The organism is Streptosporangium sp. NPDC002607 (assembly GCF_053592655.1).
Genome location: NZ_JBSFWD010000062.1, coordinates 1 through 24,787, shown reverse-complemented (window position 1 = coordinate 24,787; position 24,787 = coordinate 1). Strand labels below are relative to the sequence as shown.

General features: G+C 69.9%; 20 protein-coding genes. 1 reads left to right on the top strand and 19 read right to left on the bottom strand.

Annotation, left to right across the window (positions count from 1 at the left end; genetic code table 11):
* Window positions 1-33: 33 nt before the first annotated feature.
* Entirely contained in the window at window positions 34-1,059 is a 1,026-nt protein-coding gene (locus ACWD3H_RS40805) for a M48 family metallopeptidase (protein ID WP_451958840.1), read from the top strand.
* Window positions 1,060-1,334: 275 nt separating this feature from the next.
* On the opposite strand, the gene ACWD3H_RS40800 is transcribed toward ACWD3H_RS40805, so the two are convergent.
* The 19 genes from ACWD3H_RS40800 to ACWD3H_RS40710 form a co-directional block, all read right to left on the bottom strand.
* Window positions 1,335-3,128 (bottom strand): protein kinase domain-containing protein, encoded by a 1,794-nt coding sequence (locus ACWD3H_RS40800; RefSeq protein WP_451958839.1) that lies wholly within the window; start codon window positions 3,126-3,128, stop codon window positions 1,335-1,337.
* 221 nt (window positions 3,129-3,349) lie between these two features.
* On the bottom strand, window positions 3,350-3,541 hold the full coding sequence (locus tag ACWD3H_RS40795; RefSeq protein WP_350928854.1) for a hypothetical protein: 192 nt from the start codon (window positions 3,539-3,541) through the stop codon (window positions 3,350-3,352).
* Between the two features lie 248 nt (window positions 3,542-3,789).
* Complete coding sequence (locus ACWD3H_RS40790; RefSeq protein ID WP_350961697.1) at window positions 3,790-5,079, bottom strand: glutamate-5-semialdehyde dehydrogenase; 1,290 nt, start codon at window positions 5,077-5,079, stop codon at window positions 3,790-3,792.
* Between the two features lie 18 nt (window positions 5,080-5,097).
* A complete protein-coding gene (gene proB / locus ACWD3H_RS40785) occupies window positions 5,098-6,222 on the bottom strand; it encodes a glutamate 5-kinase (RefSeq protein WP_451958838.1) in 1,125 nt (374 codons plus the stop codon).
* Between the two features lie 48 nt (window positions 6,223-6,270).
* Window positions 6,271-7,623, bottom strand: coding sequence for a GTPase ObgE (gene obgE / locus ACWD3H_RS40780; RefSeq protein ID WP_350928847.1), 1,353 nt, complete (start codon window positions 7,621-7,623; stop codon window positions 6,271-6,273).
* Window positions 7,624-7,728: 105 nt separating this feature from the next.
* A complete protein-coding gene (rpmA, locus tag ACWD3H_RS40775) occupies window positions 7,729-7,986 on the bottom strand; it encodes a 50S ribosomal protein L27 (RefSeq protein ID WP_030924780.1) in 258 nt (85 codons plus the stop codon).
* 19 nt (window positions 7,987-8,005) lie between these two features.
* On the bottom strand, window positions 8,006-8,308 hold the full coding sequence (gene rplU, locus ACWD3H_RS40770) for a 50S ribosomal protein L21 (protein ID WP_030924785.1): 303 nt from the start codon (window positions 8,306-8,308) through the stop codon (window positions 8,006-8,008).
* 333 nt (window positions 8,309-8,641) lie between these two features.
* Complete coding sequence (locus tag ACWD3H_RS40765) at window positions 8,642-11,428, bottom strand: Rne/Rng family ribonuclease (protein ID WP_451958837.1); 2,787 nt, start codon at window positions 11,426-11,428, stop codon at window positions 8,642-8,644.
* A gap of 97 nt (window positions 11,429-11,525) precedes the next feature.
* On the bottom strand, window positions 11,526-12,305 hold the full coding sequence (locus tag ACWD3H_RS40760) for a TIGR03936 family radical SAM-associated protein (protein WP_355619946.1): 780 nt from the start codon (window positions 12,303-12,305) through the stop codon (window positions 11,526-11,528).
* 104 nt (window positions 12,306-12,409) lie between these two features.
* Entirely contained in the window at window positions 12,410-14,320 is a 1,911-nt protein-coding gene (locus ACWD3H_RS40755) for a TIGR03960 family B12-binding radical SAM protein (RefSeq protein WP_451958836.1), read from the bottom strand.
* A gap of 55 nt (window positions 14,321-14,375) precedes the next feature.
* Window positions 14,376-15,539, bottom strand: a complete 1,164-nt coding sequence (gene rodA / locus ACWD3H_RS40750; RefSeq protein WP_355619940.1) for a rod shape-determining protein RodA — start codon at window positions 15,537-15,539, stop codon at window positions 14,376-14,378.
* A 79-nt stretch (window positions 15,540-15,618) separates the two neighbouring features.
* Window positions 15,619-17,682 carry a penicillin-binding protein 2 gene (gene mrdA / locus ACWD3H_RS40745; protein ID WP_451958835.1) on the bottom strand — a complete coding sequence of 688 codons (2,064 nt, stop codon included), beginning with the start codon at window positions 17,680-17,682 and terminating at the stop codon, window positions 15,619-15,621.
* Window positions 17,683-17,730: 48 nt separating this feature from the next.
* Window positions 17,731-18,258 (bottom strand): rod shape-determining protein MreD, encoded by a 528-nt coding sequence (mreD, locus tag ACWD3H_RS40740; protein ID WP_451958834.1) that lies wholly within the window; start codon window positions 18,256-18,258, stop codon window positions 17,731-17,733.
* 4 nt (window positions 18,259-18,262) lie between these two features.
* Window positions 18,263-19,171 carry a rod shape-determining protein MreC gene (mreC, locus tag ACWD3H_RS40735; protein ID WP_355562592.1) on the bottom strand — a complete coding sequence of 303 codons (909 nt, stop codon included), beginning with the start codon at window positions 19,169-19,171 and terminating at the stop codon, window positions 18,263-18,265.
* On the bottom strand, window positions 19,171-20,202 hold the full coding sequence (gene mreB / locus ACWD3H_RS40730) for a rod shape-determining protein (RefSeq protein WP_030924806.1): 1,032 nt from the start codon (window positions 20,200-20,202) through the stop codon (window positions 19,171-19,173). The genes mreC and mreB overlap by 1 nt, the downstream gene beginning before the upstream one ends.
* A gap of 191 nt (window positions 20,203-20,393) precedes the next feature.
* Window positions 20,394-20,804 carry a nucleoside-diphosphate kinase gene (ndk, locus tag ACWD3H_RS40725; protein WP_030924808.1) on the bottom strand — a complete coding sequence of 137 codons (411 nt, stop codon included), beginning with the start codon at window positions 20,802-20,804 and terminating at the stop codon, window positions 20,394-20,396.
* A 91-nt stretch (window positions 20,805-20,895) separates the two neighbouring features.
* A complete protein-coding gene (locus ACWD3H_RS40720) occupies window positions 20,896-22,674 on the bottom strand; it encodes a hypothetical protein (RefSeq protein WP_451958833.1) in 1,779 nt (592 codons plus the stop codon).
* Between the two features lie 68 nt (window positions 22,675-22,742).
* Window positions 22,743-23,081, bottom strand: coding sequence for a DUF4233 domain-containing protein (locus ACWD3H_RS40715; protein ID WP_355569452.1), 339 nt, complete (start codon window positions 23,079-23,081; stop codon window positions 22,743-22,745).
* Window positions 23,082-23,130: 49 nt separating this feature from the next.
* A complete protein-coding gene (locus ACWD3H_RS40710; protein ID WP_451958855.1) occupies window positions 23,131-24,423 on the bottom strand; it encodes a bifunctional folylpolyglutamate synthase/dihydrofolate synthase in 1,293 nt (430 codons plus the stop codon).
* Window positions 24,424-24,787: the final 364 nt, after the last annotated feature.

Sequence of the window (24,787 nt, the reverse complement as noted above, 5' to 3'; positions counted from 1 at the left end):
CCCCCCGCGCGTGGCAGGCAGACCCGACGTAGCATGCCGGACATGACCACCACCCCGGATCGCAACCGCGTGCAGCTTCCCGGCATCAGCTCACGCGCCTACGAACATCCCGCTGACCGGTCCGCGCTGGTCGCCCTCCGATCGCTCAGCGGATTCGACACGGTGCTCAAGCAGATGTCCGGCCTGGTCAGTGAGCGCCGCCTGCGCCTGATCTACCTCGCCTCGGCCGTACGCACCGGTGACACGCAGTTCCGAGCACTGCACGACATGGGCCGCGACGCGGCCTACACGCTCGACCTCCACCGCATTCCCGAGGTCTACGTGCAGCAGAGCCCGCTGGTGCAGGCGAAGGCGATCGGTTTCGACGACCCGTTCATCGTCGTCACGACCGGCCTGCTGGACCTGATGGATTTGGAGGAGCAGCGCTTCGTCATCGGCCACGAGACCGCCCATATCCTGTCGGGCCACGCCGTCTACCGCACCATGCTCGACATCCTGACCCGTCTGGCCTCGCGCGTGGCCTGGATCCCGCTCGGCTACATCGGCCTGCGCGCGATCGTGGCCGGCCTGGAGGAGTGGCACCGCAAGTCCGAGCTCTCCGCCGACCGCGGCGGCCTGCTCTGCGGCCAGGACCCCGATGCGGCGCTGCGCGCCCTGATGAAGCTCGCCGGCGGCTCGCGCCTGCACGAGATGAACATCGAGGCCTTCCTCGACCAGGCACGGGAGTACGACACCGCGGGCGACGTCCGCGACGGCCTGCTCAAGGTCCTCAACCTGCTGGGCACCACCCATCCGTTCGCCGTCTCCCGCGTCGCCGAGCTCGACAAGTGGCGCCGCGGCGGCGAGTACGACACGATCATCGCCGGCGACTACCCCCGCCGCGCCGACGACTCCAACGCGAAGATCTCCGAGGAGGTCCGGGCTGCCGCCCGCTCCTACCGCGAGTCCTGGTCGCAGTCCCAGGACCCGTTCATCGGTGTTCTGCGTGACGTGGCGGAAGGTGCTGTCAACGCCGGGGAGCGCATCTTCAATCGCTTCTCCCGCCGCGATGGAAATTAGCCGAGAGTTCCACCAAAAGGGCCCGGACGGGCCCTTTTTTATTCAACAGGTATGGCAGGACCGGAACGCGTTGCCGCGCCCCCTGAAGGTCAACGGTGATCCTGCGGGCAAGGGGACCGACCGCGGCGCCTGAACGAACGTGGGTCACATCACCGGCGCCCCGGCCTCCCGCGACACCTGGGCCGCCATACCGTCCAAGGTCGCCTGAGCCGACGCGAACCCCCACCACCGGCCGGGACCTGGCGCCGGGGGCCTCCCTGACGAAAGGACGTCCCCTACACGAGAAGGGCGATCGCGCGTACGGCCGCCGAGCACAGGGCGACGAAGCCGCCCAGCACGGCGAGCGCGCGCAGCCCCTCCTTGCGGAGCTCGACGAGCTCGGTGCCGATCCGCTCGATCTCCCGGCCGAGGAGACCGCCACAGACGACGCCGAACACGACGCCGGAGACGGCGATCGGGGCCGAGTGCAGCCACCACTCCGGTGGCAGCGAGCCACCGAGGGTCAGCCAGAGTGCGAGACCCGCCAGGGCGGCCGCCGGCAGCCCCGGCCAGGCCAGGACGGTCAGCAGCGAGGCGGCGAAGATCACCGGAAAGCCCAGCACCCGCAGGGCCACCCGGACCCTGGCCGACTTGCGCTTCCTGACCAGCCAGTGCCCGCCCCAGAGCGCGCGGGCCAGTGCGGCGAACAGGCCGGTGACGGCGAAGGTGGCCGGCGGCCAGATGACCGTGGCCACGACGCACGGCACGGCCAGCACCGCCAGCAGGAGCAGCGCCGCGTTGCCCGTGGGCAGTGGTCCTGCCCGGCCAGGGGCCTGAGCCTCCCCTGCCGCGCCGCCGGACCGCCCGCCCGCCCGGCGCCGGGTCGCCCGGCCATCCGCGGCGGAGGAACGCCCGCCCCGCGACGCCTCACCTGCCGCGAGAGCCGCACGCCCACCGCTGGACGCCTCAGCGGCCGGGGAGGCCTGACGCCCGCCCCGCGACGTCTCCCCCGCCGCGGGGAGCACTCGCCCCGCGCGGGGCGCCTCACCGGAGGCGAGCGCCGCCCGTCCGCCACGTGGCGTGCCCTCCGCGGCGGCAGGGGGGCGTACCGCCCGCGCGGGCCCCGCCGAGCCTTCCGCCGCCGGGGCGGGCGACCTTCCCCTGGCCGATCGGCCGCTCCTCGCGGGCTCGTCGCCCTTGGCGCGGGGCTTGGGACGGCTCTCCTGCTTCCTGGCTCCGCCGGGCTTCTCCCCTGCGGAGCCTGCCGCCTTCTGGGAGATCCCCGCCTCGGGCGAGGCCACCCGGGCGAGGCGGCCGAGGCGGCCGGCGAGAAGGGCCGCGGTGGGGCGCTTGGCCGGCTCACGGTGCAGGGCCGCGCGGATCAGGGGCAGCAGGGCTGCCGGGACACCCTCAAGATCGGCCTGACCGTTGAGGATCGCGTACATCTGCGCCTCGACCGTGCCCCTGCCGAAGGTGGGCCTGCCGGTCGCGGCGAAGGCCACGGTGGCCGCCCAGGCGTGCACGTCCGCGGGCTCGCCCACGGGCTCGTCGGCGAACAGCTCGGGGGCGGCGTAACCGGGGGTGCCGAGGAAGGTGCCGGTCAGGGTGAGTCTGGTGGCGTCCAGGACGTGGGCGATGCCGAAGTCGATGAGGACGGGCTCGTCGTCCTCGTTGACCAGCACGTTGGCGGGTTTGAGGTCACGGTGGACGACCCCGGCCGCGTGGATGATCGACAAGGCGGTGGCCAGCCCCTGTGCGAGGGTGAGCAGGCCGCCTTCCAGGGGACCGCCGCGCCGCACCCGCTCCAGGAGGGTCTCTCCCTCGATGTGCTCCATGACCAGGTAGGGCCGATCACCGTTGAGGTCGGCGTCGACGACGCGGGCCACGTAGGGGCTCTCGACCCTGCGAAGGGCACGGACCTCCCGCTCCAGACGCACCCGGGCCTCGGAGTCGGTGTCGACCATGTCGTGGAGGACCTTGAGCGCGACGTTGTCACCACGGCGGCCGACGGCGAGGTAGACCTCGCCCATGCCTCCCCGGCCGAGACGCTCCAGCAACGTGTAAGGACCGACCCGCCCGAGACGACCCATGTGACCTCCTGCGTCGGCCACATGGGTCAGGGACCGCTGCGCCTATCGGGTCGCTCGCTCCCGCTCGCTTCCCTGCTGTCCAGCCGTAGGAGACCACACCATAGCGGGCGAGTGTGACGTTTTCCCGATGGCACGCCGGACTCCCGGAAAGATCGGCATGGCGGGACGCGCGCCTCCTCGTGCGCCTCGTCAGGCTCGGGTCAGGCCACGGGCGGAGCGTCTCAGGGCCGGCGCGTGGGCTTGCGGACCGGGTCTTCCAGCAGGCTGTCGAGCTTCGCGGTGGGTTCCGCCGACAGGTCGCGGCGCCGGGTACGGCGCCAGTTGACGTGTCCGCGGCTCTCCATGAGCAGCAGTAGCCGGTCCGCACCAAAAACGACAAAAGCTATGAAGAGGAATGCAACGACGATTTCCATGAAGTCCAGTCAAACCATAAGCGACCGTGATCACACGGAGCGACACACCATAACGCTCAGTGATGACCAAAGTCATCGAACGAGACCCCCGATGAACCTCCGGAGTGCCGACTACACCGTAGACCCCGGAGCGCCTGGCAGCGCGGTGATCCGGGAACCCCGATGGATCACACCCGTACCGTGCGGCTCGCGGAGCGTTCCCGACGCCGTTGGTCCTCGGCGTCGGGAACGCTCCCCGGCCCGCGCCCCTACCTCAGGCGGGCTTCGGCCGAGGCGAGGACCGTACCCTCGCTGGTGCGCAGGTGGCCCTCGCCGGTGTAGACCCACTTGGTCGAGGTCAGCTCCGGCAGGCCCATGGGGCCGCGCGCGTGCAGCTTCTGGGTGGAGATACCGATCTCCGCGCCGAAGCCGAACTCCGCGCCGTCGGTGAACCGGGTCGAGGCGTTGACCGCCACGGCCGCGGAGTCGACCAGGGCGACGAACCTGCGGGAGGCGCTGACCGAGCGCGTGACGATCGCGTCGGTGTGGGCTGAGCCGTACTTCCTGATGTGCGCGACCGCGTCCTCCAGCGAGTCGACCACGGCGGCCGCGATGTCCAGCGAGAGGTACTCCATCCGGAAGTCCTCCTCATCGGCGGGCACCACGTCACCGTACGCCGCGACGCGGGCGTCACCGTGCACCGTGACGCCCTCCGCCGCCAGCGCGGCCAGTGCGCGCGGCACGAAGGTGTCCGCCACGGCCGCGTGCACCAGGAGCGTCTCCGCGGAGTTGCAGACCGAGGGGCGCTGGACCTTGGCGTTGATCAGGATCTGGATCGCCAGGTCGAGGTCGGCGTCGGCGTCGACATAGACGTGGCAGTTGCCCACGCCGGTCTCGATCACCGGGACCGTGGACTCCTCCACCACCGAATTGATCAGCGAGGCCCCGCCGCGCGGGATCAGCACGTCGACCAGGCCGCGGGCCCGCATGAGCTGCTTGACCGAGTCGCGGGTCAGCCCGGGAACCAGCTGGACGGCCCCCGCGGGCACCTCGGTGCCCGCCAGCGCCTCCTGCATGATCCTGACGAGAACCGTGTTGGACTCGTACGCGCTGGAGGAGCCGCGCAGCAGGGTGGCGTTGCCGCTCTTGAGGCAGAGCGCCGCGGCGTCCACGGTCACGTTGGGCCGGCCCTCGTAGATGATGCCGATCACCCCGAGCGGGACCCGGAGCTGACGCAACTCCAGTCCGTTGGGCAGCGTGTTGCCCCGGATCACCTCACCCACCGGGTCGGGAAGGTCGGCGACCTGACGGACCGCCTCGGCGATCGCCTCGATCCTGGCCTCGTCGAGGCTGAGACGGTCGATCATGTATTCGGAGGTCCCGCTCTCCCTGGCCTTCTCGACGTCGAGCGCGTTGGCCGCGACGATCTCGGCGGACCCGGCCACGAGCGCGTCCGCGACCACCCGGAGCGCGGCATCCTTCGGCGCCCTCGGCAGCGGGGCCAGCTCGGCGGCGGCCTCTTTAGCCGCCAGGGCTACCTTCAGGAAGTCCTCGGACATCTCGCGCTCCAAAAAGAACTAGTGGTGGGACTCCAGTATGACGATGTCGTCACGGTGGATGAGCTCTCGTTCGTACTCGGGCCCCAGGGCGGCCGCCAGTTCCCTGGTGGAACGACCGAGCAGCCCGGGGATCTCCCCCGCGTCGAAGTTGACCAGGCCGCGCGCGACCACCTGGCCGAGCGGATCGCACAGATCCACCGGGTCGCCCGCCGCGAAGTCGCCCTCGACCGCCGTGACCCCCGCGGGAAGCAGTGACTTGCGGCGGCTCACCACCGCCTCGACGGCGCCGGAGTCCAGGTGGAGCCGGCCTCGGCCGGTGGTGGCGTGGGCCAGCCAGAGCAGGCGAGTGCCCGGGTGGCGGCCCTCCGGGTGGAAGTAGGTGCCGACATCGGTTCCCGCGAGGGCCTGGGCCGCGTGCGCGGCGGCGGTCAGCACCACGGGAACACCCGCCCCTGTGGCGATCTTGGCGGCCTGAACCTTGGTGACCATGCCACCGGTGCCGACCGCGCCGCCCTTGCCGAGCTCGACCCCGACGAGGTCGGAGGGCCCGCGCACCTCGGTGAGCCGGCGGGCGCCGGGGCGGCGAGGGTCGCCGTCGTAGAGGGCGTCCACATCCGACAGCAGCACCAGCGCGTCGGCCCTGGTCAGGTGTGCGACCAGGGCGGCGAGGCGGTCGTTGTCGCCGAACCGGATCTCGTCGGTGGCCACGGTGTCGTTCTCGTTGACCACCGGGACGATGCCCAGCTCCAGCAGGCGTGCCAGCGTGCGCTCGGCGTTGACGTGGTGCGAGCGGCGCATCATGTCGTCGGCGGTCAGCAGCACCTGGCCGACCCGCAGGCCGTACCTGGCGAAGGAGGAGGTGTAGCGGGCCACCAGCACGCCCTGGCCGACCGAGGCCGCGGCCTGCTGGGTGGCGAGGTCGCGTGGCCTGGCCGCCAGGCCCAGCGGGCCGAGGCCCGCCGCGATCGCGCCCGAGGAGACCAGCACGATCTGGGTGCCGGACTTCCGCCGGGCGCCGAGCACGTCGACCAGGGCGTCCACCCGGTCGACGTCGATCATTCCCTGCGGAGTGGTGAGCGAGGACGAACCCACCTTCACGACGAGGCGTGAGGCCTTACGGATCCGTTCGCGCGCAGAGTCCACGACACGCACCTTTCAAAAATGATCACTGGAAGAACAGCGGGAAGCGTACTAACCGAGCCGGTTGTCCGACCCGCGCGGCCCCTGGTGCACGGCCTCGGCGTTGAGCGTCGGCTGCCAGTCGAAGATGTAGCCGTTCTCCATGGAACCGATGATCACTTCGGCCCCGGCCTTCGCCCCGGCCTTGGTGAGCTCCTCCTCGACACCGAGCCGCTCCAGCCGGTCGGCCAGATAGCCCACGGCCTCGTCGTTGGTGAAGTCGGTCTGGCGGATCCACCGCTCCGGCTTGGCCCCGGTGACCTGGAAGGTGTCCTCGTCGATCCGGCGGACGGCGAATCCGGTGTCACCGTGCTGCTTGGGCCTGATGACCAGTCGGGTCGGCTCGGGGACGGGGGCGGCGGCCCTGGCCGCGGCGACCATCTCCCCCATGGCGTAGGTCAGTTCCTTGAGCCCCTCGTGGGTGGCCGCGGAGATCGAGAAGACCCGCAGCCCCCGCTCCTCGAGCATCGGCCCGACGATGTCGGCCAGGTCGCGGGCGTCGGGCACGTCGGACTTGTTGAGCACCGCCAGGCGCGGCCGGTCCTCCAGCTTGCCGTACGCCGCGAGCTCGGCCTCGATCGCCTCGTAGTCGCTGATGGGGTCGCGGCCCGGCTCCATCGTGGCGCAGTCGATCACGTGCACCAGCGTGTTGCAGCGCTCGACATGGCGCAGGAACTCGTGCCCCAGGCCCTTGCCCTGTGAGGCGCCGGGGATCAGGCCGGGGACGTCCGCGACCGTGAAGACGGTCGCGCCCGCGGTGACCACCCCGAGGTTGGGGACCAGCGTGGTGAACGGGTAGTCGGCGATCTTCGGCCGGGCCGCGGAGAGGGCCGCGATGAGGGAGGACTTGCCCGCGCTGGGGAAGCCGACCAGCGCCACGTCGGCGACGCTCTTCATCTCCAGCATCACGTCGAGCTCGTCGCCGGGCTCGCCGAGCAGCGCGAACCCGGGGGCCTTGCGCTTGGCGCTGGCCAGTGCGGCGTTGCCGAGCCCGCCGTGCCCGCCCTCGGCGATCACATAGCGGGTGCCCGCGCCGACCAGGTCGATGAGGACCTCACCGGTGTCGGCGTCCTTGACCACGGTGCCGTCCGGCACCGGGATGACGATGTCGGGACCGTTGGCACCGTCGCGGTTGGAGCCCTGTCCCTGCTTGCCGTTGTCGGCCTTGCGGTGCGGGCGGCGGTGGTACTCCAGGAGCGTCGCCGTGTTGGCGTCCACCTCCAGGATCACGTCGCCGCCGCGGCCGCCGTTGCCCCCGTCCGGGCCCCCCAGCGGCTTGAACTTCTCCCGATGGACAGAGGCGCAGCCGTTTCCCCCGTCACCGGCCTTGATGTGCAGGACCACCTGGTCCACAAAGTCCGGCATCTCTACTTTCCTACCTCTATCTACGGGAACTTCTGCGGAAAACGCGAACAGGGGTGGACCGCCGAATGCGATCCACCCCTGCCCTCAACGTCTGTCGGTGCGAATCTACTCCGCGACCGGAACGATGCTCACCGCGCGGCGCCCGCGCTTGACACCGAACAGAACGTGGCCTGCGGCCAGCGCGAACAGCGTGTCGTCACTGCCACGGCCGACGTTGTCGCCGGGGTGGAAGTGGGTGCCACGCTGACGAACGATGATCTCGCCGGCGTTGACCAGCTGACCGCCGAAGCGCTTCACACCGAGCCGCTGGGCGTTGGAGTCGCGGCCGTTCCGAGTGGACGACGCGCCCTTCTTATGTGCCATCTCGCAAAACTCCCGAAACTCAGGCCTGGTCGATGCCGGTGATCTTCACCTGGGTGTACCGCTGGCGGTGACCCTGGCGCTTCTTGTACCCCGACTTGTTCTTGTACTTCAGAATCCGGATCTTCGGACCCTTGGTCTCACCGAGAATCTCGGCGGCAACCGTGAACTTGCCCGCCTCGGTGGTCACGTCGCCGTCGTTGACGACGAGGACCGTCGGCAGCGAAACCGTGGAACCGACCTCGCCGGCGACCTTGTCCACTTCAAGGACGTCACCGACGGAGACCTTCTGCTGCCTGCCGCCGCAACGAACGATCGCGTACACCGCGGAACCCTTCTTCTGACTGCTTGCTCGCTGGATGCTGCGCCCCGCATCCGGCTGTGGTCATTGATGACGTACCGGGTAGGCGCGCGAACAGGGCGCGCCATGAGCGCACCGGTTCACCAGAATACCGGATTGACGGTGTCCTGGTCGAACCGGGCGGAACGTCGGGGGTGCCGACCTCAGGTCCTGCTCCTTGGATCTTCTGCCTGCCTTGGTCACCCGGACGGGGCCTCGCGACGGTTCCGTCACCCATAGCACGCTATGAGCTCCTCTTCCGCCCTACGAGACACCGTCCGGCAGACCCACGCCACGGCAAAATCTGCGGGACAGGACCTACTCGGCCGACCTGGCCTTGCGGGAGCGTCTCCGCCCCCGGCCAGAAGCCTGTGCTGCCTGACCGTCCTCGTTCTGGACTCCATCAAGCGCATCGGTCACCGTATCACGACCCGACTGGTCACCGGCCGCCACAGCGTGGCTACCGTCCTTGCCGAGCTTCTCCGCGACGGCCTTCTCGACCGCCATCTTGCCCTGCGTACCACGCGGCTCCGGCTTGCCCTCGACCGGCTCGGTCGAGACGTGCAGGCCGCGGCCGTTGCAGCACTCACAGACCGTGGAGAACGCCTCCAGGAGCCCCTGACCGACCCGCTTACGCGTCATCTGGACCAGACCCAGGGAGGTGACCTCGGCGACCTGGTGCTTGGTACGGTCGCGGGCCAGGCACTCCAGCAGCCGCCTCAGCACCAGGTCCCGGTTGTTCTCCAGCACCATGTCGATGAAGTCGATGACGATGATGCCGCCGATGTCGCGCAGCCTGAGCTGGCGGACGATCTCCTCGGCCGCCTCCAGGTTGTTGCGGGTGACGGTCTCCTCAAGGTTGCCGCCCTGGCCGGTGAACTTGCCGGTGTTGACGTCGACCACGGTCATGGCCTCGGTCCGGTCGATCACCAGCGAGCCACCGCTGGGCAGCCAGACCTTGCGCTCCATCGCCTTGGCGATCTGCTCGTCGATCCGGTAGGCGGCGAAGACGTCGCCGTCCTCCTCCCACCTGCTGAGGCGGTCGGCCAGGTGCGGGGCGACGTAACGGACGTACTCGTCGACCGTCTCCCACACCTCGTCTCCCGCGACGACCAGCGAGGAGAAGTCCTCGTTGAACACGTCCCTGACCACCCGGACCGTCAGGTCCGGCTCGGAGGAGAGCAGCTCCGGCGCGCTGGCCGACTTGGCCTTGCGCTGGATGTTCTCCCACTGCGCCGACAGCCTGGCCACGTCGCGGCTCAGCTCGTCCTCCGACGCCCCTTCGGCGGCCGTGCGGACGATGACCCCGGCGTTCTCCGGCATGACCTTCTTGAGGATGCTCTTGAGGCGGGTGCGCTCCTTGTCGGGGAGCTTGCGGCTGATCCCGGTCATCGAGCCGTCGGGCACGTAGACCAGGTAGCGCCCGGGCAGGCTGATCTGGCTCGTCAGGCGGGCGCCCTTGTGCCCCATCGGGTCCTTGGTGACCTGTACCAGCACCGACTGGCCCGACTTCAGCGCCACCTCGATCCGCTTGGGCTGTCCCTCCAGCCCGGCGGTGTCGAAGTTCACCTCTCCGGCGTACAGCACCGCGTTACGGCCCTTGCCGATGTCGACGAACGCGGCCTCCATGCTCGGCAGGACGTTCTGCACCTTGCCGAGATAGACGTTGCCCACGTACGACTGGCTCGCCTCGCGGTTGACGTAGTGCTCGACGAGGACCCCGTCCTCCAGCACCGCGATCTGGGTGCGCCCACCGGTACGGCGGACCACCATCATGCGCTCGACGGACTCCCTGCGGGCCAGGAACTCCGACTCGGTGATGATCGGCGGACGCCTGCGGCCAAGCTCGCGCCCCTCGCGGCGGCGCTGCTTCTTGGCCTCCAGGCGGGTCGAGCCTCGCACGCTCTGCACCTCGTCCACCGAGGTGCTGCGCCCGGCGCGGGGCGCGCGGATGCGCACCACGGTGTTCGGCGGGTCGTCGTGGACCTCTCCCGCCTCGTCGGTGCCCCTGCGCCGCCTGCGGCGACGCCGGCGCGAGCTGCCGCTCTCCGAGTCTTCGTCCTGCTCGGCCTCGGGCCTGTCCTCTTCGTCCTGCTCGGCCTCGGTCTCCTCGCTCTCGTCGAGGTCCCGCGTCTTGCCACGGCCCCGGCCACCCCTGCGGCGCCGACGCCGGCGGCCACCGGCGTCCTCGTCTCCGTCCGTGTCCTCGTCCTCGGGCTCCTCGGCGATCTCGGCCTTCGCCTCGACGGGCTCGGGCTCCGGCTGCGGCGCGGGAGGCTGGACCGGCGCGGGCCGGGCGGCGGGCTGCGCGGCCCGCTGCGGGTCGGGGGCCTGGAACAGCGGCTGGAACACCGCCGCGGGTGCCTGGAAGGTCACCGAGGGCACCTCGGAACGTTCTTGGGCGACCAGCCCGAAGGGGTCGGCGAACAGCCCCGGCCGCCGTTCCTCGACGGCCTCCTCGACGAGGTCCTCACCCGCGGGCTCGTCATCGAGCGGTTCGTCGACGGGCAGCTCGAGCAGCAGCTCCGCCTCGACCTCCTCCGCCCCGGCCGTGGGCACCTCGCCGGTGACCTCCTCGGCCGCGGCCGGCTCCTCCCGCACGACTGCCTTCTTGCGCGTACGGGTGCGCTTGGCAGGGGCGGCGGGCTCCTCCCGCGGCGCGGGCTCGGCGGCGGGCTCCTGAACGGCGGCGGCCGCCGTCTCGACAGGCTCGGCGACCGGTTCGGCCACCTTCTTCGCACGACTACGCCGCGTGGTGGTGGCGGTGCCGTCCGTCGCGACGGTCTTACGTCTGGTGGCGCGCTTGGGCGCAGCCTCCTTCACCTCTGCCGCCTCCGCGGGCTCTGCCGCCTCGGCGGGCTCTACAGCCTCCGCGGGCTCCACCGCGGGCCCGGACGCACCGGCCGCCGACGGTTCCGGCGAGATGCCGGACGCCGCCCGGGGTGCGGGTGCCGTCACGACCTCGGGAGCCGAATCCGGCTCCTCCGGCGGAGGTCCTGCGGGTCGGCTCGCGGCCCTGCGCCGGGGCGCCGGTGGCCGCGTCTCTTCTGTTGTCGTGTCCCCACCGAGGCTGTTGACCCCGGCGTTGGGCTCGTTGTCGAGCATGCGGGCGCTCTCCCGTTCAGCTCCCGGGCACGTCTCCGCGCCGCGCGGGAGCTCTCGTCTCTCACTGTCCGCCAGGCTCATAGCCCGGCGCCAAGTCCTATATGTCGCCGCCGACGTGCCTGCCCACCGGTTCCGCTTCGCCGCCGCGCGTAATGTCGCGGTCCAGGCCGAACGGATCAGCGGGCTCACCGGTGCGAACGTCCAGCGGGCCCTGCGCCAGCCTGGTCACCTCGGGGGGCACCGGCGGCGCGAAGTCAGCCACAAGACGCAGTCCAGTGAGAACGTCGTCGGGTCGAACGGCAGGAGTTGCGTGCCGTACAACCATGCGAAGTATGACACATGGCCGACTGGACGCCTGACCTGCTGTTGTCCCTTTGCCCTCAAATGCCGCGAGGCTCAGCACCGCCTCCCGCGCGTCGAAACGTCGCATCCCCTTCTTGGTAAGGCGTTCGACCTCGACGTGATCGGTGGCGACGAATCTCTCAACCGCGACACCCGCGAGGGCGAGATCGGCTCCGGGCAGCCGCAGTTCCCACGCCGAGCACTCCATCTGGTCGGCCAGACTCGCGGGGCCGGCCTCCACGACGTCAAGCACGTCGAGACCGGGAGGCAACGAGGCGTCCAGAGCGGCTCGCAGCCGCTCCGGGTCACACTCGCGCGTCACGCTGATCTCGAGGTACTCGGCCTCGCTGGCGACCCCGGTGGGTGCGGCCCCTCCCACGTAGGAGATCTTCGGGTGGGGCGAGAAGCCCGCGCTGAACGCCACCGGGACGTCGGCTCGCCGGACCGCGCGTTCAAGCGCCCGGGAGATGTCGCGGTGGCTGGTGAAGCGCAGGCGGCCACGCTTGGCGTAGCGCACACGGAGACGCTGCACCACTGGCGCGGGCGGCGGCCCGTCGGGAGCGGGTTTCAGAGTGGTGTCGTCCTTCCAAAGTCGTGGTCGTCGTCTCTTGGGTGGGCGGCGCTCACGCACCGCCTACCTCAGACAACCGTCAGTGGCAGCAGCTTCTTCCCGGTGGGCCCGATCTGGATCTCCGTCCCCATCGTGGGGCAGACGCCGCAGTCGTAGCACGGGGTCCATCGGCAGTCTTCGACCTCGACGTCGTTGACCGCGTCCTGCCAGTCCTGCCAGAGCCATTCGCGGTCGAGACCGGCATCGAGATGGTCCCAGGGCAGGACCTCGTTCTCCTCGCGCTCGCGCGTGGTGTACCAGTCGACGTCGACGCCGACCTTGGCCGCGGCGTCCATCCAGCGCTGATAGGAGAAGTGCTCGCTCCAGCCGTCGAACCGGCCGCCGTCCGCCCACACCGCGCGGATGACCTCCCCGACCCGGCGGTCGCCCCGCGACAGCAGGCCCTCCACGATCGAGGGCTTGCCGTCGTGGTAGCGCAGGCCGATGGCCCGGCCGTACTCCCTGTCACCGCGCAGGGCCTCCTTCAGCGCCCTGAGCCTGCGGTCGACCGTCTCGTGGTCGGCCTGGCCGGCCCACTGGAACGGGGTGTGCGGCTTGGGAACGAAGCCACCGATGGAGACCGTGCAGCGGACGTCGCGCGACCCGGTGGCCTCTCGACCGGCCTTGATGACCTTCTTGGCCAGGTCGGCGATGCCCTCGACGTCGACGTCCTCCTCGGTGGGCAGACCGCACATGAAGTAGAGCTTCACCTGCCGCCAACCCTGGGTGTACGCGGTGGTGACGGTCCTGATCAGGTCTTCCTCGGTGACCATCTTGTTGATCACCTTGCGCATCCGCTCGGAGCCGCCCTCGGGGGCGAACGTCAGACCGGAACGCCTGCCGTTGCGCGAGAACTCGTTCGCCAGGTCGATGTTGAACGCGTCGACCCGGGTCGAGGGCAGCGAGAGCGAGGTGTTGGTGCCCTCGTAACGATCCGCCAGTCCCTTGGCGACCTCACCGATCTCGGAGTGGTCGGCCGAGGAGAGTGACAGCAGGCCGACCTCGTTGAAACCTGACGCCTTCACGCCCGCCTCGACCATGTCGCCGATCGTGGTGATCGAGCGCTCACGCACCGGACGGGTGATCATGCCGGCCTGGCAGAACCGGCAACCTCGGGTGCAGCCGCGGAAGATCTCCACGCTGAACCGCTCGTGCACGGTCTCGGCCAGCGGGACCAGCGGCTTCTTCGGATACGGCCACTCGTCCAGATCCATGACCGTGTGCTTGTGGATCCGCCACGGCACACCCGACCTGTTGGGTGCGACGCGCTGGATACGGCCGTCGGGGTGGTAGTCGACGTCGTAGAACTTCGGCACGTAGACCCCGCCGGACTCGGCCAGCCGCATCAGCAGCCCGTCGCGCCCGCCGGGCGAGCCCTCGGCCTTCCACTCGCGGATGACCTCGGTGATCGCGATGGCGATCTGCTCCCCGTCGCCCAGCACGGCGGCGTCGAGGAAGTCGGCGATCGGCTCGGGATTGAACGCCGCGTGACCGCCGGCCAAGACGATCGGATCATCGTCGCCCCGCTCCGACGCCTCCAGCGGGATGCCCGCCAGATCCAGCGCGGTCAGCATGTTGGTGTAGCCGAGCTCGGTCGAGAAGGAGAGACCGAGCACGTCGAACGCCCGTACCGGACGGTGCCCGTCGACCGTGAACTGAGGTACGCCCTCGACACGCATGAGCGCCTCCAGGTCGGGCCAGACCGCGTAGGTCCGCTCGGCCAGTGTCTCCGGCAGCTCGTTGAGGATCTCGTAGAGAATCTGGACGCCCTGGTTGGGCAGACCGACCTCGTAGGCGTCCGGATACATCAACGCCCAGCGAACCGTGGTCTCGTCCCAATCCTTGACGGTCGAGTTGAGCTCACCTCCGACGTACTGGATCGGCTTCTGCACTCTGGGCAGGAGCGCTTCCAGGCGGGGAAACAGCGACTCGACAGACATGCCATCAAGAATATCCGCCCGGAGAGAGTGCCATAGGCAGTCACCCATGCCGGTGCTAGAAAGACTGCCGGCGCATGTGAATCGCCTGAAGCATCCCAAAAGCAATCATGTTGGCGAAGGTGGCGGTACCGCCGTAGGAGACGAACGGCAGGGGAAGACCGGTGATCGGCATGATCCCGACCGTCATCCCGATGTTGACGAACGACTGGAAGGCCAGCCAGCACACGATCGACCCGGCCGCCAGCGTGCCGAACCGGTCCTCGCACTCCCGGGCGATCCGCACCCCCCGCAGCAGGATCACCCCGAGCAGCGCCACCACGGTGACCGAACCGAGGAAGCCGAACTCCTCCCCCGCCACCGTGAAGATGAAGTCGGTGTGCTGCTCGGGTACGAAGCGGCCGGTGGTCTGGCCGCCCCCGAACAGCCCCTTGCCGAACACCTCTCCCGACCCGATCGCGATCAACGACTGGGTGCTGTTGTAGCCGACCCCGCGCGGATCGCTGGCCGGGTTGAGGAACGCGGTGAACCGAGCGATCTGGTACGGCTCCAGGATGTCGAGGAACCACACGGCCGCCCCCGCGCCGAGCACGCCGAGGGTGAGCCCGCCGATCCAGCGCTTGCGGGCGCCGGCCACGACGATCGCACCCGCCGTGATCACCCCGATGACCATCGTGGTTCCCAGGTCGGGCTGGAGCATCACCAACCCCATGGTGAAGGTGGCCACCACCAGCGCGATCACGACGTCGAAGCTCCTCGGCCGGTCGGTGCCGCGGGCGGGCTGGGCCAGCAGCATGGCGAGCATCAGCACCAGGCCGAGCTTGGCGAACTCCGAGGGCTGGAACGCGAAACCACCACCCAGCATGATCCACGAGTGTGCGCCGTTCACGGTGCTGCCGAGGGGTGTGATCACCAGAAGCAGCCCGATCAGCGTCACGCCGTACACCAGCGGCGCGAAGGTCCTCAGCGTCCGGTGGTCCAGCATCGCGGCCGTACCGGCCAGCACGGCTCCGATGACGAGGTTGAGGATGTGCTTCTTGACCAGTCCCGTGGAGCCGGCCGCCCATGTCCTGGTCGAAGACCAGACCAGCATCGTGCCGATCACCCCCAGGGCGGTTACGGCGACCAGCATCACCCCGTCCATCCGGCCCACCGCGGCGGCCGCCGCCACCGTCCTGCCGGCCAGGGACGCCCTCGGCGGCGCGGCCGCCACCCGGTTCACGCCGCTCTCCTGGCGGACGTCACCGCCGACGCCGTCACGGACACCACCGCGGACGGTGTCACCGATGCCACAGCGGATCTCATCGCGCCACCGTCCCGTCTTTCGCGATCACCGGAAGCGCTCTTACCGGGCGCCCGCCCGGCAGGATCGGGGAGGCCGGCTTGCCGTCGGGCTTGAACCCGAAGATGCCCTCGTAGATCTTCCGCACCGCCGGAGCCGCGGTCTCGGCGCCCATCCCACCCTGGGAGACCATGGCGACGATCACGAACTGCGGCTTGTCCGTCGGGGCGAACGAGGCGAACCAGGATGTGTCGGCCTTGCCGTAGACCTCGGCGGTGCCGGTCTTTCCGCCGATCTTGACCTGGTTCATGGGGAACCCGGCAAAGGCCCCGGCCGCGGTGCCGTCGGAGGCGACCTCGCTCAGCGCCCCCTTGATGTAGGCCCGCTCCCGTGGCGAGAGCGGCAGCCTGCCCACCACCGGCACCTCGATCTCCTTGACCTTGGTGCCGTCGGGACGCACCAGCGCCCAGCCCAGCCGGGGGCTGCGCAGCCTGCCGTCCCCGACCAGCGCCGCGTAGGCCGCCGCCAGCTGCAGCGGCGTCACCAGCACGTCGCCCTGCCCGATGGAGAAGTTGGCGGCGTCACCGGGCCGCCACTGGTACCCCTCCAGGCAGTTCTCGTACGCCAACCGCTTGAGGAAGGCGGCCCTGCTGGGGCTGCTCCTGGCCACCTCCGGGTAGCCGGTTTTGGCCCGCTTGCAGTTGGTGTCCTTGGTCACCGACCAGAGCGTCTTCTTCCACGCCCGGTCAGGAATCCGGCCCGCCGACTCACCCGGCAGGTCGATGCCGGTGGGTCGGCCGAAACCGTAGGCGCGCGCCATGGCCGCCATCGGTTCCTTGGTCCTCCCCTTGGGATTGAGCCCGCCGTCGCGCAGCCACTGCTCGTAGGCCGCCCGGTAGAAGATCGTGTCGCAGGACTTCACCAGCGCCATGTGCAGGGTGAGCGTTCCCAGCCCGATACCCCGGAAGTTGTTGAACGGCCGGTCGCCCACCATGAAGGACCCTGGGCAGTCGTACTGGCCGTGCAGCGGGTAGCCGTCCTTGAGCATCGCCGCCACCGACGACACCTTGAACGTCGAACCAGGCGCGAACTCGCCCTTGATGGCCCGGGAGACCAACGGCTTGCCCGCCTTGCCGGACAGCAGACGCTGGTACTGCGCCTCGGAGATTCCCCCGGTCCAGATCGCCGGATCGTACGTCGGCGCGCTGGCCAGAGCGACGACCCTGCTCGTCTTCACATCCAGCACCACCGCCGCCGCGCCGTCCGCCGTGGGCGCGCCCTTCATCGCCTCGGCCAATGCCTTCTCCGCCGTGGCCTGCACCCTGGAGTCGATGCTGGTGATGAGCGTGTCACCCGGCACCGGAGACACGTGCTGCTCCACCCCGATGACCTTGCCAAGCCGGTCGACCTGCACCCGCCGCATCCCCGGCGTCCCACGCAACGACACGTCGTAGACCGACTCCAGGCCGTCCCTGCCCACCAGGTCGACCCCGGAGAACGCCGCCCTGAGCCCGTCGCGCCTGTTCAGCTCCTCCTGCGTGATCGGCTGCAGGTAGCCGAGCGCCTGCGCTCCCGCGCTCCGGCTCGGATACTCCCGTACCGCCTGCACCTCGGCCGTGACCCCGGGGAACTCCTCCTGCCGTTCCAGGATCTGCAGGGCCTCGCGCGTGGTGACATCCGCGTCGATGGGGATCGGCTGGTACGGAGAGCCCGGCCAGCAGGGACGGGTGACCCCCGGCCCGCATGCCCTGATGCGCTCCCGTAGCTCGGCGGGGCGACGGCCGAGCACGGCGGCCAGCTTCTCGAGCACCTCCTTGCCGTTGCCCTCCATCCGGTTCAGGCGGGTGCGGTCGACCGAGACCACCAGCGTGGTCCGGTTTCGGACCAGCGGACGGCCCGTCGAGTCAAGGATCTGCCCGCGTACCGCGGGAACGACGACATCGCGCGTGCGCGTCTCGGTGGCGGCCACCACGTACTCCCGACCGCGCACCACCTGCACCTGCCAGAGCCGGACAGCGAGCAACGCCAGCATCGACACCACCAGCAACTGCACCACGACCAGCCGCCCCCGCATCAGGCCCATGCTCGCTCCTCCTCACCGCCGCTCACGTGTCCTCCAGCACGAGGTGCCTCACAAGCGGCTCCGCATGACGTATCCGAGCACCTGGACGGGGCGCGGCTCCGGCCCGCAGACGAGCCTTCGCACCACCCACACCACCGGCGACGCGGCAAGCAGGTTGTAGAGCACCGCCTGCGGCAGCGTGGTCGTGAGCATGGGCACGCCGGTCCGTGGGTCCCCCAGCAGGGCGCCGGTCGCCACCGCGATCACCGGACCGGCGACCGCGCAGGCCAGCGCCGCGAGCGGCCCCGCCCCAGGATGGCTCTCCACCGCGCGCCCCGCGATGAAGCCGACGAGGCAGAGCACCAGCGCGTGGTGCCCGAACAGGTGCGCGGCCGGCGGCAGCACATCGCTGAGAAGCCCGGCGGCGAAACCCATGGCCGCCCCCGCCGCCGCCCCGCGGGCCAGCGCGTACCCCACCACGGCGAGCAGCACCAGATCCGGCGCGGCCTGCCCCGGCAGCGGCAGCCTGTTGACGACGGTCACCTGGAAAATCATGATTCCCAGGAGCAGCGCCACGAAGATCACGTTGCGCCCCATCCCGTCAGACCCCCTCTCGCTGGAAGCGGGGAGGCGCCGCCTTTCGCGGGCCGGAGGGGAGCACCGCGTCACGCGGGTCCCGGCGCGGCGCCTGCACCACCACGCCGACCACGTCCAGCGCGGTGAGGTCGGCGTACGGCCGCGCGTACGCGATACGGGTCAGCTCACCCGGCGTGGCCTCCACCCGCTCCACCACCCCGATCGGCACCCCCGCCACGTACGGCGCGCCGCGCTGGGAACCGAAACTCACGATGCGGTGGCCGGGGATGATGGGCGCGGTCGAGTCGAGCAGCCGGAAGCGGACCAGACGGCCGTTCTCCCCCACCCCGTGCACCACCCCGATCTCGTTGCTTCCCTCCAGCCGGGCTCCGGCCGCCGAGGCGGGGTCGCTGAGCAGGACCACGGTCGAGGTGGACGCGCCCACGTGGATCACCCTGCCGACCAGGCCGTCGGCGTTCAGCACCGTCATCTCGGTGCGCACCCCGTCGGCGCGCCCCACGTCGAGCTCGACGGCCTCCTCGAACCCGGGAGTCCCACGCCGAGCGATCACCTGGGTGGGCAGGATCTTGTATCCGCCGGTGCCCGAGACCCCGAGCAGCTTGCGCAACTCCTCCGAACGCCCCCGGTCGAGGCTCTGCGCCACCAGGTCCCGCTTGAGCCGCTGGTTCTCCGCGAGCAACTCCTCGATGCGTCCACGCGCGGAAGGAGCCTCGGTCATCGTCTCGAAGAACTCGCCGACCGGCCGCACGATCCCCGACCCCACACTCTCCGCGGTGCCGAACAGTGTCGTGCCGACCATGCGGAGCGGCCCGAACGGGGACTGCGCGGCCGAACGGTGGTCGATGGTCACGAGCACGAGCGCGGCGGCCAGCAGCAGCCCCAGGTTGACCCGTGCCCGGCGGGTGTCCTTCATCAGTGCCGCGGCTCGGGAACCAGGACCTGCTGCAGTGCGTCGAAGTCCTCGACGCACTTGCCCGTGCCCAGCGCCACGGAGTCGAGGGCGTTGTCGACGAGGTGGATCGGCATGCCGGTCTCGGCCTTCAGCCGCTCGTCCATGCCCTTGAGGAGCGCCCCGCCTCCGGTGAGGGCGATCCCCCGGTCCATGAGGTCTCCGGAGAGCTCCGGCGGGCACTTGTCAAGTGTGGTCTTGACCGCGTCGACGATCACGTTGAGCGGTTCCTCGATGGCCTTGCGGATCTCGGCCGCCGACACCACGATCGTCTTCGGCAGGCCGCTGACCAGGTCACGCCCCCTGATCTCGGCATGGCTCTCCTCCGGGAGCATGCAGGCGGAGCCGATGGCCATCTTGATCTCCTCGGAGGTGCGCTCGCCGAGCATCAGCGAGTACTCCTTCTTCGCGAAGGCGATGATCGCCTGATCGAGCTCGTCACCGCCCACCCTGATCGACTGGCTGGTGACCACACCGCCCATCGAGATGATCGCCACCTCGGTGGTGCCACCGCCTATGTCGACCACCATGTTGCCGGTGGGCTCGTGCACGGGGAGCCCGGCGCCGATCGCGGCGGCCATGGGCTCCTCAACGATGTAGACCCTGCGGGCACCCGCCTGGTATCCGGCCTCCTTGACCGCCCGCTGCTCGACCCCGGTGATCCCGCTCGGCACGGCGATGATGATGCGCGGCTTGGCGAAATGGCGGCGCTTGTGCACCCGCTGGATGAAGTAGCGCAGCATGCGCTCGGTGACGTCGAAGTCGGCGATGACACCGTCCTTGAGCGGACGGATGGCGATGATGTTGCTCGGAGTGCGGCCTATCATCCGCTTGGCCTCGATGCCAACGGCCACGATCTTCCCAGTGATGCTGTTGATCGCTACGACGGATGGCTCGTTGAGCACGATTCCGCGCCCTCTGACGTACACGAGGGTGTTCGCGGTGCCGAGGTCGACTGCCATGTCACGGCCCAAAAAAGCAAGATTGCTGCCCATGAGGAAGGCTGGCCTCCTTCCGTCAGGTCGTCGGCGAAAACTACGGAACGCACTCGAATCGTAACGTGACGCACCCACCCTTGAGCGCAATGAGCCGGCCTACCGCAGCAAAATCTTGGGTTAGCCAAATAGGTCGGGCCCCGCCGTCCAGAAGGACGGCGGGGCCCAACAAACACGATAAAAGCGGGCGCCTAGAAGCGATCCGGGAAGAAGATCTTGATCTCCCTTGCGGCGGACTCGGGGGAGTCCGAGCCGTGGACGACGTTCTCGCCGATCTCCAGAGCGTGGTCACCGCGAATGGTGCCGGGAGCGGACTTGACCGGGTCGGTCAGGCCGGCGAGGGAGCGGAAGGCCTCGATGGCGCGCGGCCCCTCCAGCACCAGCGCGACCAGCGGACCGGAGGTGATGAACTCCACCAGCTCACCGAAGAACGGCCGCTCGGAGTGCTCGGCGTAGTGCGTCTTGGCGGTGTCGACGTCCAGGGTGCGCAGCTCCAGCGCCACGACCTTCAGGCCCTTGCGCTCGACACGGGCGATCACGTCGCCGATGAGACCACGCGCCACACCGTCGGGCTTGATCAGGACAAGGGTGCGCTCGGACACTGAGGTTCTCCTTCGAACACGTATGGGTCGCTGACTGCGGTAATCGCGCGAAGTTTACCGCCCTTCGCGCGCTTTCCCGTGGTCGGCGGAGTCACTGGAGGGCCGGACCGTTCCCCGGGCCATCCTCCGGAGAGGGCGCGGGCGGTGGCACCACCACCGGCGGCGCGACCACCTTCTCCGGCTCCGGCTCCGTGTCGGGGTCCCGCTCGGGAACGCGGTCCGGCTCGTGCCGGGGCCTGGACCTGTTGCCCTTACCCGCCCCGGCACCTCCTCCCGTCGCGGCGACGGACCCGTGCACCGGCCCGGCCTCCGGCTTCGAGCGGGCCGGCGTGTGGGAACCGGTCATCGCCTCGGAGCGCGGCCGCACCACCGTGGGCCCTGACTGTCCTCGCATGACGCCTCCCTGCCGTACCCCGCCGGCGGGATCGACCTCCCCCGCGGGAGAGGGCACCAGCCCGGAGGTGGGGCCCGCCACGGGCGAGGTGTCCGCCGTACCGGCATCCGGCGGGCTCTCCGGACTTCCCGGACGCCCCGGCAGGAGACGGGCCAGTACGGCAGCGAGCACGATCACCACGAGCACCAGGCCACCCCCGATCAGTGCCCACAGGTGCAGAGCGTCCACGAACCCGTCGACCAGCGCCTGCGGGGTCTTGGCCTCCCGCAGCTGGGCGACCTGGACACCGCTGCCCAGCAGGAATCCGGCCAGCACCGCGGGGAAGAACAGCGACAGCGCCAGGAGCGCGGCCTCCTCGGCACAGGAGCGCAGCGCGCCGGTGAGGGCCACCGAGGCACCACCCGCGAGCAGCGTGAACGGAAGGATCAGCGCGAGCCCGCCCGGAGCGGGAAGGAACAGCCGTACCGCACACAGGCCCCCGACCACCACCACCAGTCCACCGGCGGTGACCATGGGCATGGCCGTGGCGGCCAGCCGGTTCGTCAGCGCGGCGGCCAGGAGGGCCACCACGGTGGCGATCGCGAAGGCCGACCACAGGCCGGACAGACCCGGACCGCCCAGCCCGCCGAGTTCGACATAGGTGACCTGGGCCGCGGTGGGCAGGACAACGACGCCGACCGCGACCATCGCGTAGGCCGGCGCGCGGCCGGCGGCCCCCCGTGAGGCCCCCGAGGAGGCCAGGGCGAGCAGCACGACGACGGACACCAGGGCCGCGCGGATCACGAGACTCGCCGACCAGTCGAACGTGCTGCCCAGGGCGAGGGCCGCGACGCCCGCGGCGGGCACGACCGCCCACAGCGTGCGCCCGCGTGCCGCGACGACCGTGCCCGGACCGGCGGCGCTCTCCCCGTCCTTCAGCCACAGCACGAGGTAGAGCGCGGCCAGCACGAGCGCTACCCCGGTGAGCATCGGGTACGGCTGCAGGGTGACGCGCCAGGAGTCGACCTGGTCGAGGGGCCAGAGCGCGAGCGCCTGTGCGGCCAGGAGGCTCGCCGCCAGCGCGGCCGCCCACAGCGCCCGCAGGAACGGTGAGCGCCCCCAGACGGCCATCAGGGTGGCGGGGACCAGCAGGCCCGCGCCGACACCGTGCAGGACCCGCAGGACCCCCACCAGCACCGTGGACCCTGCATAGCCGCCGGCCGCGTCCGCGAAGGCGAGCAGGGTCAGCCCCGCGACCACCATCGGGGCCGCCCGCACCCGGCGTACGAGCACCGCGGCCACCGGCATGGTCAGGACCATCGCGGGGAGCGCCAGCCCATGCGCCCTGATCATCGCTATCTGTGAGACTTCCGGTGGCAGGAGGGCGGCGACCACCGAGATGGTGTTGGGGATGGCGACGATCGCCAACGGCAGCACTACCGCGACGAGCAGTCCTAGGACGACGTCGAGCATCAACGAGACACGGAATGCGCGCACCAGGCCCGTGGGCCCGGCGCCCACTGCCCGAGTCGGCTGAATGGGAGGGACGGCCATGTTGGCCGACTTTAGCGAGAAGTCACGCCCTCGACACGGCGAGCGACGAATATCGCTGTGATCCACAGCGCGGCGAAGATCACTCCGAGGAAGAACATGGTCGGGACCATGAAGCCGGAGGCGATGGCGAGCACCTGGACCAGGCTTCCCGCGACGTAGGCGAAAGGCCGCTTGAGCAGGCCGATGACCAGCACGCAGAGGAGCGCCAGACCCAGCCCGACGGTGGCCGCGATGGCCGGTTCGACGCCCTGGGTGTTGATGGCCACCGGCGTGAACAGCCCGACGACTATGGCCTCCATGCCGAGCACGCTGGCGCAGAGGCGCCTCATGCCCGGAGTGACCGTGATCATTTCTCTCTCCTCCTCAGTCGCCCGGCCGGCGGCCGTCGGCACTCACCGCTCACTGCGTCTCGTCTGCCTTGAGCAGGAGCCGCGCGTCGCCGGCGGTGACCACGGAACCTGTGATCAACACCCCGGCACCGCTGAACTCTCCCAGAGCGTCGACCATGCCGATCGCCCTGTCGATCGCACTGTCCAACCGCTCGACCTGGTGCACCCGGTCAAGACCGAAGATCTCCTCGGCCAGCGCGGCGAGATCGTCCACGTCCATGGACCTTGGCGAGGAGTTCCGGGTCACCACGATCTCGTCCATCATCGGTTCCAGCAGCTCCAGGATGCCCTCGACGTCCTTGTCCTCGAACACCGCCAGCACTCCGATGAGCTTCGCGAAGTCGAAGGACTCGTGCACGGCGTCCAGAGTGGCCCGCATCCCCGCCGGGTTGTGCGCGGCGTCGACGACAACCGTGGGGCCCCGGCGCACCACCTCCAGCCTGCCGGGCGAGCGCACCCCCAGGAACGCCTGCCGCACCAGCTCGGCGTCGAGAGGCTCGTCCCCGCCGGTCAGCGCCTCGACCGCGGCCAGGGCGCAGGCGGCGTTGCCGGCCTGGTGAGCGCCGTACAGGGGGAGCAGGATGTCGTCATAGGTACCCTTGAGACCCTTGAGCCGGAGCAGTTGCCCACCGATGGCGAGCTCCCGGCCCAGCACTCCGAACTCCAGTCCCTCGCGTGCCACGGTGGCGCCCGTCTCGGCCGCCTGCTGCATCAGCACCGCGGCTGCGGGAAGCTCCTGCTGCGCGAGCACGGCGATCGCCCCGGCCTTGATGATGCCGGCCTTCTCCCCCGCGATCGTCTCGACGTCGGGCCCGAGGTATTCGACATGGTCGAGGGAGATGGGCGTGATGACCGCCACAGCGCCGTCCGCGACGTTGGTGGCGTCGGTGATGCCGCCCATTCCCGTCTCGATGACCGCGACGTCCACGGGGGCGTCGGCGAACGCCGCGAACGCCATCGCGGTGAGTGTCTCGAAGAAGGAGAGCCGTCGCCCTTGAGCGTCGACCATCTCCAGGTAGGGCGCGATGTCCTCGTAGACCTCGACGAAGCGCTCCTCACTCAGTGGGGCACCGTCCACGCTGATGCGCTCGCGCATGGAGACGAGATGCGGGCTGGTGAACCGGCCGACACGTAGATTGCGCTCACGCAGCAGCGCCTCGATCATCCGGGTCGTGCTCGACTTACCGTTCGTACCGGCCACGTGCACGACGGGATAGGAGTGCTGCGGGGAACCGAGCAGGTCCATAAGCGCGGCGATCCTGTCGAGACTGGGCTCGAAGTTCCACTCGACTCCACGCTGCATGATCGCTTGTTCAACCGCTCGATAGTCCACGTCTCCAGCCTACTGACGTCCCGGTCAGCTTCCGGACACGAGTACCCCCAACGCAAAAAAGGGCCTCACCACCCGGTGGAGCACTTTCCCATCGCGAGATACGAAAACAGAAAGGCTCCCACGGCCGCCAGAACTCTCCCAGAAAGCCCGAGGATCATCGGCCGACGGCCCGGATTCCAGAGTAAGAACCCCACCGGCCGGCGGGAGCCCCGACCTTTCGGAACTCTCCTGGAAAACATGAAGGCCCCCACCAAAAGGTGAGGGCCCTCATAAAAGATTGTCCGGCGGCGACCTACTCTCCCACACCGTCCCCGGTGCAGTACCATCGGCGCTG